Annotated in this window: 9 protein-coding genes; all 9 read left to right on the top strand. The window is 69.9% G+C overall.

Annotated features, from left to right (window positions below; genetic code table 11):
- Positions 1–2 precede the first annotated feature (2 nt).
- On the top strand, positions 3–5,900 hold the full coding sequence (locus CAG33_RS03750; protein ID WP_085636995.1) for an Hpt domain-containing protein: 5,898 nt from the start codon (positions 3–5) through the stop codon (positions 5,898–5,900).
- Positions 5,893–6,363 (top strand): chemotaxis protein CheW, encoded by a 471-nt coding sequence (locus CAG33_RS03745; RefSeq protein ID WP_085580817.1) that lies wholly within the window; start codon positions 5,893–5,895, stop codon positions 6,361–6,363. Before CAG33_RS03750 ends, CAG33_RS03745 begins: the two co-directional genes overlap by 8 nt.
- A gap of 130 nt (positions 6,364–6,493) precedes the next feature.
- Positions 6,494–8,164: a malonate decarboxylase subunit alpha gene (mdcA, locus tag CAG33_RS03740; protein WP_085636992.1), complete on the top strand. Its 1,671-nt coding sequence runs from the start codon at positions 6,494–6,496 to the stop codon at positions 8,162–8,164.
- On the top strand, positions 8,164–9,036 hold the full coding sequence (locus CAG33_RS03735; protein ID WP_085636989.1) for a triphosphoribosyl-dephospho-CoA synthase: 873 nt from the start codon (positions 8,164–8,166) through the stop codon (positions 9,034–9,036). The genes mdcA and CAG33_RS03735 overlap by 1 nt, the downstream gene beginning before the upstream one ends.
- Positions 9,036–9,335 carry a malonate decarboxylase subunit delta gene (locus CAG33_RS03730; RefSeq protein WP_085636985.1) on the top strand — a complete coding sequence of 100 codons (300 nt, stop codon included), beginning with the start codon at positions 9,036–9,038 and terminating at the stop codon, positions 9,333–9,335. The genes CAG33_RS03735 and CAG33_RS03730 overlap by 1 nt, the downstream gene beginning before the upstream one ends.
- Positions 9,328–10,179: a biotin-independent malonate decarboxylase subunit beta gene (locus CAG33_RS03725; protein ID WP_085636982.1), complete on the top strand. Its 852-nt coding sequence runs from the start codon at positions 9,328–9,330 to the stop codon at positions 10,177–10,179. Before CAG33_RS03730 ends, CAG33_RS03725 begins: the two co-directional genes overlap by 8 nt.
- Positions 10,176–10,961, top strand: coding sequence for a biotin-independent malonate decarboxylase subunit gamma (gene mdcE, locus CAG33_RS03720; RefSeq protein ID WP_085636979.1), 786 nt, complete (start codon positions 10,176–10,178; stop codon positions 10,959–10,961). Before CAG33_RS03725 ends, mdcE begins: the two co-directional genes overlap by 4 nt.
- On the top strand, positions 10,958–11,581 hold the full coding sequence (locus CAG33_RS03715) for a malonate decarboxylase holo-ACP synthase (RefSeq protein ID WP_371856099.1): 624 nt from the start codon (positions 10,958–10,960) through the stop codon (positions 11,579–11,581). The genes mdcE and CAG33_RS03715 overlap by 4 nt, the downstream gene beginning before the upstream one ends.
- Entirely contained in the window at positions 11,578–12,498 is a 921-nt protein-coding gene (gene mdcH / locus CAG33_RS03710) for a malonate decarboxylase subunit epsilon (RefSeq protein ID WP_085636976.1), read from the top strand. Before CAG33_RS03715 ends, mdcH begins: the two co-directional genes overlap by 4 nt.
- Positions 12,499–12,558 lie beyond the last annotated feature (60 nt).

Below are 12,558 nucleotides of genomic sequence, written 5' to 3'. Positions count from 1 at the left end.
TCATGGGCGACCGGCACGACTATGTGGCCCTGGAATGGGTCAAGGGCGAGATCGCCGAAACCCTGAGGCTGGCGCACCAGGCCATCGAAGCGGTGCTCGACGAACCGTCGTCCGTCCCCGGGCTGGACGAGTGCCTGGCCTGCATCCATCAGGTGCACGGCAGCCTGCAGATGATCGAGTTCTACGGCGCGGCGCTGCTGGCCGAAGAGATGGAGCAATTGGTCGAGGCCCTGCGCGAGGGCCGCGTCAGCCACCGCGAAGAAGCCCTGCACCTGCTGCTGCAAGCCATCGGCCAGTTGCCGGTCTACCTCGACCGCGTGCAAGGCGCCCGGCGCGACCTGCCGCTGGTGGTGCTGCCGTTGCTCAACGACCTGCGCAGCGCCCGTGGCGAAAGCCTGCTGTCGGAGACCAGCCTGTTCAGCCCGCATTTGCCCGACAGCCCGCCGCTGGACGCCGAGACCCTCAAAGGGCTTGAACCGCCGGACCTGCCCAACGTGCTGCGCAAGCTGCGCCAGACGCTGCAGATGGCCCTGGTCGGCCTGCTGCGCGAACAGGACGACCAGACGCACCTGGCTTACCTAGCCAAAGTCTTCCTGCGCCTTGAGGCGCTGAGCGGCGCCGCGCCGCTCAGCCCGTTGTGGCAGGTCGCCTCGGCGCTGGTCGAGGGCATGCGCGAAGGGCGGATCGCCAACAGCCCGGCCTTGCGCAGCCTGTTCAAGGACGCCGACAAGGAACTCAAGCGCCTGCTCGACCAAGGCATGCCGGCCCTGAACCGGCCGCCCCCGCCGGAGCTGCTCAAGAGCCTGCTGTTCTACATCGCCAAAGCCGAACATCCCACCGGGCAGATGCTGACCATGAAAGACCGCTACTCCCTGGACGACGCGCTGCCCGACAGCGCGATGGTCGACGAAGAGCGCGCGCGCCTGGCCGGCCCCGACCGCGATGCCATGCGCTCGGTGCTGGTGGCGCTGTGCGAAGAGCTGGTGCGGGTCAAGGAGCGCCTCGACCTGTTCGTGCGCAGCGACCGCCAGCACGTCTCGGACCTGGACAGCCTGCTGGCGCCGCTGCGGCAGATCGCCGACACCCTGGCGGTGCTCGGCTTCGGCCAGCCGCGCAAGGTGATCATCGACCAGTTGGCGGTGGTGCTCGGCCTGGCCCAGGGCCAGCGCGTACCGAACGACGCCACGCTGATGGACGTCGCCGGCGCCCTGCTGTACGTCGAGGCGACCCTGGCCGGCATGGTCGGCACGGTCGAGCCGCAGGATCCGGACGACAGCCGCCTGCCCACCACGGACCTGACGCAGATCCACCAGATCGTGATCAAGGAAGCGCGCATCTGCCTGCAGCAGGCCAAGGACATGATCGTCGACTACATCGAGGCCGACTGGGACCGCCAGCCGCTGCAGCCGCTGCCGGAGCTGTTGATCCAGGTGCGCGGCGCGCTGGCGATGATCCCGCTCAGCCGTGCGGCGAGCCTGGTCGAGGCCTGCAACGGGTTCATCCGCGAGCGTTTGCTGCTCGACCCGCACGAGCCCGGCTGGCAGCAGCTGGACAGCCTGGCCGATGCCATCGCCAGCCTGGAATACTGCCTCGAACGCTTGGGCGATGACCCGCAGGCCGCCACCGAACCCTTGCTGGACGTGGCGCAGAAGAGCCTCGCCAAGCTCGGCTACTTCCCGGACGAACCCTATGTGCCGGTGCTGGCCGACGTGGTCAGCCCCGTTGACGCGCAGGCGATGCAGGATCGCCAGGCCCTGGACGATCCCGGGATCGTGCAGTCGCTGGCCGAGGTGCTGGCCAGCCCGGTGTCGGCGGTCAACCCGCCGGCGCAGACCACCCCCGAAAGCCTGTTGCCGCCGCCCGCCGATGAACCGCCGGTGGACGACGAGCTGCGCGAGGTGTTTCTCGAAGAGACCGACGAGGTGCTCCAGGTGCTGGGCGAGTGCCTGCCGCGCTGGTCGGCCGACCCCGGCGACCGCGCGGCCCTGAGCGAACTGCGCCGGGCCTTCCACACCCTCAAGGGCAGCGGCCGCATGGTGCGCGCGCTGATCCTCGGCGAACTGGCCTGGGCCGTGGAGAACCTGCTCAACCGCGTGCTGGAGCACAGCGTCGAGCCTGCTCCTGCGGTGGGCCAGGTGCTGACGGACTGCCTGCAACTGCTGCCGGAGCTGATCGCCGAATTCGCCGCCAACGCCCAGCGCCAGCGCAGCGATGTCGATCGGCTCGCCGCCCGGGCCCATGCCCTGGCCAGGGGCGATGCGCCGCCGGCCGCCCCAGGCATGAAGGACACCGCCGCGACGGATCCGCTGCTGCTGGAGATTTTCCGCAACGAGGCCGAAACCCATCTGGCCAGCCTCAACCGCTTCCTCGACCAGGCGGCCGAGCATGTGCCGCTGCCGGCCAGCGACGAATTGCAGCGCGCGCTGCACACCCTCAAGGGCAGCGCGTCGATGGCTGGCGTCTTGCCGATCGCCGAACTGGCGGCGCCGCTGGATCACCTGGCCCGGGAGTTCAAGGCCCACCAGCTGGCGCTGGATCTGGACGAAGTGGAACTGCTGCTGGAGGCCGAAGGGCTGCTGCGCATCGGCCTGCGTCAGTTGGGCAACGATCCGCTGGCGCCGATCGTCGGTGCGCAGTCGCTGATCAAGCGCACCGAGACCTTGCTGGCGGAACGGCTGGCGTCGATCCTCGACGAGCCGAGCGGCGGACTGCGGGTCAAGCGCGATCCGCAGTTGATCAACGACTTTCTGGCCCAGGGCATGGACATCTTGCTCGACGCCGAAAACCTCCTGCAGCGTTGGCAGCGGCACCCCGGCGAACGCCAGGAACTGAGCGCGCTGCTGGATGAGCTGACCACCCTGGGCGAGGCCGCGCACCTGGCCGACCTGTTGCCGGTGGACGTGCTGTGCGAAGCCTTGCTCGACCTCTACGGTGCCGTGGAGGAAAGCAGCCTGGCGGTCAGCGAGGCGTTCTTCGAGCAGGCGCAGTTGGCCCACGAAGCGCTGATCAACATGCTCGACGAACTGGCCGCCGGCCAGGAAATCACCCCGCAGCCCCAGCGCATCCGCGCCTTGCACGAGTTGCTCGACCAGAGCCTGGATCCGGCGTCCATGGGCCTGATCCGCAGCGACGGCAGCCGCACCCTGAGCATCCGCGAACTGGGCAGCGCCACCGCCGAACTGAACAAGGCCGCCGCCGGCAACGGGCCGGACGACGAGATCGTCGAGATCTTCCTGGAAGAGGCGGTGGATCTGCTCGACAGCGCCGGGCAAGCCCTGCGCCGCTGGCTGGCGGATCCTGCCAACGGGGCGCCGCTGCCGTCGCTGCAACGGGACCTGCACACCCTCAAGGGCGGCGCGCGGATGGCCGAGGTCGATGCGGTCGGCGATCTGGCCCAGGAGCTGGAGACCGTCTACAAGGGGCTGGCGGAGCGCCGTCACCGCCACAGCGATGCCTTGGGGCAACTGCTGCGTCAGTGCCATGAGCGGCTGGCGCTGCAGCTCGGTCACCTGCACGAGCGGCAGCCGCCGGAACCGGCGCAGGCGCTGATCGAGGCGCTGCGCCGGTTCCGCCAAGGCGAGCCCGAGACGCCCCCGGCGCCAGCCGCCCACGAGGAGAGCGCCGGTCACGACCCGGAGCTGCTGGAGGTGTTCCTCGACGAAGGTTCCGACATCATCGAGAGCTCCGGCGCGGCCCTGACCCGCTGGCAGGCCGACCCCGGCAACCGCCAGGAGGTCGAAACCCTGCTGCGCGACCTGCACACCCTCAAGGGCGGTGCGCGGATGGTGGAGATCGGCCCCATCGGCGACCTGGCCCATGAGCTGGAAAACCTTTACGAACGCCTGTCCGCCGGCACACTGCAGCCGGGGGCCGAGCTGTTCGCGCTGGTGCAGCGCAGCCACGACCGCCTGGCCCAGATGCTCGACGCGGTGCGCGCCGGGCAGCCTTGTCCGCCGGCGGACCGGCTGATCAATGCGATCCGCGACTTCAGCCACCCGGCGGCGCCGCAGGCCGCGGCCCCGGTGCCGGCCGTGCCGGTGAAGGCCGAACCCGCCGCCGCGGCCGCCGACAGCGGCGCGGACATGGTCAAGGTGTCCGCCGAACTGCTCGACGATCTGGTCAACCTGGCCGGCGAAACCTCGATCGTGCGCGGGCGGATCGAGCAGCAGGTCAGCGACGCGCAGGTGGCGCTCAATGAGATGGAAACCACCATCGAACGGATGCGCGACCAATTGCGCCGCCTCGACACCGAGACCCAGGGGCGCATCCTCAGCCGTCAGCAGGTGGACAACGAGCGGCTGGGCTACGAAGAGTTCGACCCGCTGGAGATGGATCGCCATTCGCAACTGCAGCAGCTGTCCCGGGCGCTGTTCGAGTCCGCCTCGGACCTGCTGGACCTGAAGGAGACCCTCGACCGGCGCACCCGCGACGCGGAAAACCTGCTGCAGCAGCAAGGCCGGATCAACTCCGAACTGCAAGAAGGGCTGATGCGCACGCGCATGGTGCCGTTCGAACGGATGCTGCCGCGCCTCAAGCGCATCGTCCGTCAGGTGGCCGAGGAACTGAACAAGGACGTGGCCTTCACCGTCGGCAACGCCGAAGGCGAAATGGACCGCAACGTGCTGGAACGCATGGCGGCGCCGCTGGAACACATGCTGCGCAACGCCGTCGACCACGGCCTGGAGCCTGCCCACGTGCGGCTGGCGGCGGGCAAGCCGGCCCAGGGGCAGATCACCCTCGACCTGTCCCGGGAGGGCGGCGACATTGTCTTCGATATCCGCGACGACGGCGCCGGGGTGCCGCTGGACGCGGTGCGGCGCAAGGCGGTCAAGCGCGGCCTGCTGGCGCCGGACGCCGAGATCAGCGACCGCGACGTGCTGCAGTTCATCCTGCAGCCGGGGTTCTCCACCGCCGAGAAGATCACCCAGATCTCCGGGCGCGGCGTGGGCATGGACGTGGTGCACGAAGAGGTGCGCCAGTTGGGCGGCACCATGAGCATCGATTCGGTGCCGGGGCAGGGGGTGCACTTCCGCATCCGCCTGCCGTTCACGGTGTCGGTCAACCGGGCGCTGATGGTGCAGTGCGGCGACGATCAGTACGCGATTCCGCTGAACACCATCGACGGCATGGTGCGGGTGCCGCCGAACGAACTGGAAGGGCACTTCCGGCTCGACCCGCCGGTGTACGAGTACGCCGGCCAGCGCTACGAACTGTGCTACCTGGGCGAGCTGCTCAAGACCGTCCCCCGGCCCAAGCTGCTGGGCCAGAGCCTGCCGCTGCCGGTGCTGCTGGTGCAGTGCAACGAGCGGCATGTGGCGGTGCAGGTGGACGCCATGGCCGGCACCCGCGAGATCGTGGTCAAGAGCCTGGGCCCGCAGTTCGCGGCGGTGCAGGGGGTGTCCGGGGCGACCATCCTCGGCGACGGCCGGGTGGTGCTGATCCTCGACCTGCTGGCGCCGATCCGCGCGATGCAGGCCCGTCTGCCGCAACGGCCGGCGCAGCCGGACATCGACAGCGAACCGCAGCGGCCGGTGCTGGTGCTGGTGGTGGACGACTCGGTCACCGTGCGCAAGGTCACCAGCCGCCTGCTGGAGCGCCACGGCATGAACGTGCTCACCGCCAAGGACGGGGTCGATGCGATGCTGCTGCTCGAAGAGCACCTGCCCGACGTCATGCTGCTGGACATCGAAATGCCGCGCATGGACGGCTTCGAAGTGGCGACCCGGGTGCGCGGCGACGAGCGCCTGCAGCACCTGCCGATCATCATGATCACCTCGCGCACCGGGCAGAAGCACCGCGACCGCGCCATGGCCATCGGCGTCAACGAATACCTCGGCAAGCCGTACCAGGAATCGGTGCTGCTCGACAGCATCGCCCAATGGAGCAAGAGACATGCATGAGCGGCGTCATAACCCGCGCACCAGCCAGCTCACCGGCCTGCTGCTGCCGCTGGCCGACCGCAACCTGATCCTGCCGAACGTGGCGGTGGCCGAGCTGATCGACTACCAGGCCGGCGCCTTCGACCTCGACACGCCGCCGTGGTACCTGGGCCGGGTGACCTGGCGCGAGCGGCAGATCCCGCTGCTCAGCTTCGAGTCGGCCTGCGGCAACCGGATCGTCATCGGCGAGCGGGCGCGGATCGTGGTCCTCAACGCCTTGGGCGGCCTGCCGCAGCTGCGCTTCATGGCCCTGCTGGTGCAGGGGATCCCGCGCTCGTGCAAGCTCGACAGCCAGTTGAGCTATGTGGACGTGCCGTTGTGCGCGCTGGAGCAGGCGGCGGTGCAGGTGGGCGACCAGGTGGCGAAAGTGCCGGATCTGCTGGGGCTGGAGAAGCTTTTGGTGGAGGCCGGGCTCACCGATTGACCCGGACGCTCCCGGCACCCACGGCCTCAACCATTACGCTGACCGTAACGATTCGCCGCGCTGCTTGATTGATGCTCCCTCCGCCCGCTCCTAAGGTTGGCTCCACGACAGCGAACCCCGTGGAGTGAGCATGACAACAACAATGACCCCCGACCCGCGCTGGACGCGGCGGCGTGACGAGAAGCGGCGTCGCCTCGACCGGGTGAGCGGCCTGGCCGACGGTGCGGTGCTGCCGACCGACCGGATCGTCGCGGCGCTCGAAGCGCTGATCCTGCCCGGCGACCGAGTGGTCCTGGAGGGCAACAACCAGAAGCAGGCGGACTTCCTGTCCCGGGCCCTGGCCAAGGCCGACCCGTCGAAGCTGCACGACCTGCACATGATCATGCCCAGCGTCGGCCGCTCCGAGCACCTGGACCTGTTCGAGCGCGGCATCGCCCGCAAGCTGGACTTCTCCTTCGCCGGCACCCAGAGCCTGCGCATCAGCCAGTTGCTGGAGGACGGCCTGCTGGAGATCGGCGCGATCCACACCTACATCGAACTCTATGCGCGGCTGGTGGTGGACCTGACGCCCAACGTGGTGCTCTCGGCCGGCTTCATGGCCGACCGCGCCGGCAACATCTACACCGGCCCCAGCACCGAGGACACCCCGGCGCTGATCGAGCCGGCGGCGTTCAGCGACGGCATCGTCATCGTCCAGGTCAACCAATTGGTGGACGACGTCAGCGAATTGCCCCGCGTCGACATTCCCGCCTCGTGGGTGGATTTCGTGGTGGTGGCGGACAAGCCGTTCTACATCGAGCCGCTGTTCACCCGCGACCCCCGGCACATCAAGCCGGTGCACGTGCTGATGGCGATGATGGCGATCCGTGGCATCTACGAAAAACACAACGTGCAGTCGCTCAACCACGGCATCGGCTTCAACACCGCCGCCATCGAGCTGATCCTGCCGACCTACGGCGAGTCCCTGGGCCTGAAGGGCAAGATCTGCCGCAACTGGACGCTCAACCCGCACCCGACCCTGATCCCGGCCATCGAAAGCGGCTGGGTCGAGAGCGTGCATTGCTTCGGCACCGAGCTCGGGATGGAGCAGTACATCGCTGCCCGCCCGGACGTGTTCTTCACCGGCCGCGACGGCTCGCTGCGCTCCAACCGGATGTTCAGCCAACTGGCGGGGCAGTACGCGGTGGACCTGTTCATCGGCGCCACGTTGCAGGTCGACGGCGACGGCCATTCCTCCACCGTCACCCGCGGGCGCCTGGCCGGTTTCGGCGGTGCGCCGAACATGGGCCACGACCCCCGCGGCCGCCGTCACGGCACCCCGGCCTGGCTGGACATGCGCCACACCGATTCGGCGCAGCCGATGCTCGAACGGGGCAAGAAACTGGTGGTGCAGATGGTCGAGACGTTCCAGGAGGGCGGCAAGCCGACCTTCGTCGAGACCCTCGACGCCGTGGACGTGGCGAAGAAGAGCGGCATGCCGCTGGCGCCGGTCATGATCTACGGCGACGACGTCACCCACCTGCTCACCGAAGAAGGCATCGCCTACCTGTACAAGGCCCGTTCGCTGGACGAGCGCCGGGCGATGATCGCGGCGGTGGCCGGGGTCACCGCCATCGGCCTGCGCCATGACCCGAAAGACACCGAGCGCCTGCGCCGCGAGGGCCTGGTGGCCTTGCCCGAAGACCTCGGCATCCGCCGCACCGACGCCACCCGCGAACTGCTGGCGGCCAAAAGCGTGGCCGACCTGGTCGAGTGGTCCGGCGGCCTCTACAACCCGCCCGCCAAGTTCAGGAGTTGGTGATGCACGCACTCCATCCGCAAGCGAAACCCGTCAGCCTGGCCGAGCGCCTGGCGGACCTGGCGGTGGACGCGCTGATCGACGAGGCCGACCTGTCGCCGAAACCGGCCCTGGTCGACCGTCGCGGCAACGGCGCCCACACCGATCTGCACCTGGGGCTGATGCATGCCTCGGCGCTGGCGCTCTGGCCGGCCTACAAGGAAATGGCCGAAGCCGCCACCGAGACCGGAACGATTGACCTGGCGTTGCGCGAAACCGTCGGCCGCATCGGCCGTGAAGGCGAACAGGCGATGCTGGCCACCACCGGCGGCGTCAACACTCACCGCGGCGCGATCTGGGCCTTGGGCCTGCTGGTGACGGCCGCGGCGCTGGCGCCTGAATCCAGCGGTGCCGGTGCGGTCGCCCTGCGCGCCGCGCGCCTGGCGCTGCTGGAGGACCGTCATGCGCCGCGTCCGTTGAGCCATGGCGCCCAGGTCGCCCTGCGCTACGGCGCCCGTGGCGCCCGCGAGGAAGCGCAACTGGGCTTCCCGGCGGTCACCGGGCGCGGCCTGCCGCAGCTCGAACGCAGCCGCGCCGCCGGCCACGGCGAGCAGAACGCCAGGCTCGACGCCTTGCTGGCGATCATGACCGGCCTGGCCGACACCTGCGTGCTGTACCGCGCCGGGGAACCCGGCCTGCACGCCATGCAGCGCGGGGCCCAGGCCGTGCTCGACGGCGGCGGCAGCGCCAGCCTGGCCGGCCGCCGGCATCTGCACGCGCTGGACCGGCAACTCATCGCATTGAATGCCTCGCCCGGCGGCGCCGCCGATCTGCTCGCCGCCACCTTGCTGCTCGACCGGATCGGTCACGGCGGCATCCTTCAGGGAGCGTATTGATGGAAACCCTATCGTTTGAATTCCCCGCCGGTCAGCCGCCGCGCGGACGTGCCTTGGTGGGCTGCGTCGGCTCCGGCGATCTGGAGGTGCTGATCGAACCGGGCCTGGCCGGCACGCTGTCGATCAGCGTGCAGACCTCGGTCAACGGCAGCGGGCAGCGCTGGCGGCATCTGTTCGTGCGGATGTTCGACGGCACGGTGCCGCCGGCCATGAATATCGAGATCCACGACTTCGGCGCCACCCCCGGCGTGGTTCGCCTGCGTCTGGAACAAGGCTTCGAGGAGATCGGCCATGACTGACAGCGCAACGTTGCTGAACAAGCACAGCTTCGTCGAGCTCGGTGCGCGGCAACGGGCCAAGGCCTTGCTCGACGCCGGCACCTTCCGCGAGCTGCTCGACCCGTTCCAGCGCGTCATGTCGCCGTGGCTGGAGCGCCAGGGCGTCGTCCCTCAGGCCGACGACGGCGTGGTGATCGCCAAAGGCAGCCTCGACGGCCTGCCGGTGGTCGTTGCCGCCATCGAAGGCGCGTTCCAGGGCGGCAGCCTCGGCGAGGTCGGCGGGGCGAAGATCGCCGGCGCGCTGGAGCTGGCCGCCGAGGACAACCGCAACGGCATCCCGACCCGCGCCGTCCTGCTGCTGGAGACCGGCGGCGTGCGCTTGCAGGAGGCCAACCTGGGGCTGGCGGCGATTGCCGACATCCATGCGGCGATTATCGACCTGCAGCAGTACCGGCCGGTGGTCGGCGTGGTGGCCGGCAGCGTCGGCTGCTTCGGCGGCATGTCGATCGCCGCCGGCCTGTGCAGCTACCTGCTGGTGACCCAGGAAGCCCGGCTGGGCCTGAACGGGCCGCAGGTGATCGAGCAGGAAGCCGGCATCGCCGAGTACGACTCGCGGGACCGGCCGTTCATCTGGAGCCTGACCGGCGGCGAGCAGCGTTTCGCCAGCGGGCTGGCGGACCGCTACGTGGCCGATGACGTGGCGCAGATTCGCGGGCAGGTCGCCGACCTGCTGCACCAGGGCCTGCCGGCGCACCCGCGCAGCCGGCGCGCCGAGTGGTTTTTGCAGCGTCTGGCGAGCCTGGACGCCGAGGCGCAGATCGAACCCTCGGTGGTTCGCGACCTGTATCAAGGAGAGCGTTCATGAGCGGAATATCCCTGCGGGGCCTGAACTGGTTCAACGCATTGAGCGGCGGTGCGCCGGCGCTCGAAGGCTTGCCGCCGTCGCTGCGGGTGGCGGACGTCGCCCTGGGTCGTCTGCTGGCGGTGGTGGCCGATCCGGACAACCGTTTTCCCCGCGCCCGTCAGGGCGAGGTCGGCCTGCTGGAGGGCTGGGGCCTGGCCAAGGCCGTGGACGACGCCGTTGTGGCCGACCGCGACGCATCTCACAAACGGGCCCTGATCGCCATCGTCGATGTGCCGAGCCAGTCCTACGGCCGTCGCGAAGAGGCCCTCGGCATCCATCAGGCGTTGGCCGGGGCGGCGGACAGCTATGCCCGAGCACGCCTGGCCGGGCACCCGGTGATCGCGCTGCTGGTGGGCAAGGCCATGTCCGGGGCGTTCCTGGCCCACGGTTATCAGGCCAACCGCTTGATCGCCCTGCGGGATCCGGGGGTGATGGTGCACGCGATGGGCAAGGCTTCGGCGGCGCGGGTGACCTTGCGCAGCGTCGAGGAACTGGAGGCGCTGGCGTCCAGCGTGCCGCCCATGGCTTACGACATCGACAGCTACGCCAGCCTGGGCCTGCTGTGGGAAACCCTGTCGGTGGCGCAGACCGAACAGCCGACGGCGGAGGATCTGGCGCGGGTGAGCGAATGCCTGCGGCAGGCCATCGCCGATGTGTCGTCGGCGGGCCTGGGCGGGCGCCTCGGCGCGGCCAACCGCGCCGCGTCGAGCCGGGTGCGCGAACTGCTGAGGGCGCAGTGGTGAGCCTGTCCTGGCCGCTGCCCCACGATCTGCTCTGGGGCATGACCCCGGCGCAGCTGCCGGCGCAGGCGCCGCTGTGGGCGGTCGAGTCGTTGCGCGCCGGCCATCCGGTGGTGGTGCGGCGTGCAGAGGGCGCACCCGGTCAGGTTGCTGTTGGCCTGCGCGGTGCGGCGCGGGAGCAGCGTTGGGCGGCGTTCATGGCGGCCGATTCGGTGGTGCGCCGGGTCAGTCCGGAGGCGCTGTGCCACGTCGACAGTCCCCGTGACCTGCCGGCGATGCGGGCGCTCAGGCAGCTTCGCCCGCTGCTCGACGACGGCGGCTGGGCCTGGGGCGTCAGCGGCAGCGCCGGGTTCGAACTGGCGAGCGGGTTTGCCGCGATGCACGCCGGCAGCGACCTCGACCTGATCCTGCGCACGCCGCAGCGGTTGCCCCGTCATCAGGCGCGCCAGTTGCTGGCGCTGCTTGAGCGTGCGGCCTGCCGGATCGATCTGCAGTTGCAGACGCCGTCCGGGGCGGTGGCCCTGCGTGAGTGGGCGGGCGCTTCGGCAAGGGTGCTGCTCAAAAGTGCGCAGCGGGCGTACCTGGTCAGCGATCCGTGGAACCCGCAGGAGCTGGCGGCGTGAGCAGCCTGCTGGTGTTCCCCGGCCAGGGCGCGCAGCAGCCGGGCATGCTCCGGCCGTTGCCCCGGCAAACGCTGGCGGAGGCCAGCGATGCGCTGGGCGAAGACGTCACGCGGCTGGACTCGCCGCAGGCCCTGCGCACGACACGGGCGGTTCAGCTCTGCCTGCTGATCGCCGGCGTGGCGGCGGCCCGACAGCTGCTGCAGGACGGTGCGCAGGTGGATTATGTCGCCGGCCTGTCCATCGGCGCCTACCCGGCGGCGGTGGTGGCGCAGGCGTTGAGCTTCGGCGATGCGTTGCGCCTGGTCAGCCTGCGCGGCGAACTGATGCAGCAGGCCTATCCGCAGGGCTTCGGCATGACCGCCATCACCGGCCTGCCTCCGGAGGCCGTGGAAGCGCTGGTCGCGCAGGTGCACAGCGGCGAATCCCCGGTCTACCTGGCCAACATCAACGCCGACAGCCAAGTGGTGATCGCCGGCTGCGATCCCGCGATGCACGCGGTGGCGGAGCTGGCGCGCCGCCGTGGGGCGGGCCTGGCGAAACGGCTGGCGGTGAGCGTGCCGTCGCACTGCCCGCTGCTGGAGGGCCCCGCGCAGGTGCTGGCCGACGCGTTCGCCGCCGTGCCGGTGCAGGCGCCGAAGATCGCATACCTGAGCGGCAGCCGTGCGCGTCCGCTCACCAGGCCCGAAGCCCTGCGCGACGACCTGGCCTTCAACATGTGCCGTGTGGTGGACTGGCGCGGCACCGTGCAAGGCGCCTATGAGCGCGGCGTGCGGCTGCAGATCGAACTGCCGCCCGGCGCGGTGCTGACCGGGCTGGCGCGCCGGGTGTTCGAGCAAGGCACGGTGATCGCCTTCGACGGCGCCCGGCCCGACACCCTGCAGGCGCTGCTGCGTGAGGAGGAGGGCCGCCGACCCTAGACCACCCAACTTCAGGCTTCGAACAACAAAAACAACATCCGACGATGCAACTTGAGGACT

Source organism: Pseudomonas sp. B3(2017) (genome assembly GCF_002113595.1).
Lineage (GTDB): Bacteria > Pseudomonadota > Gammaproteobacteria > Pseudomonadales > Pseudomonadaceae > Aquipseudomonas > Aquipseudomonas ekonensis.
The sequence above is the reverse complement of the archived record's forward strand: the minus strand, read 5'-3'. Positions and strand labels throughout refer to the sequence as shown.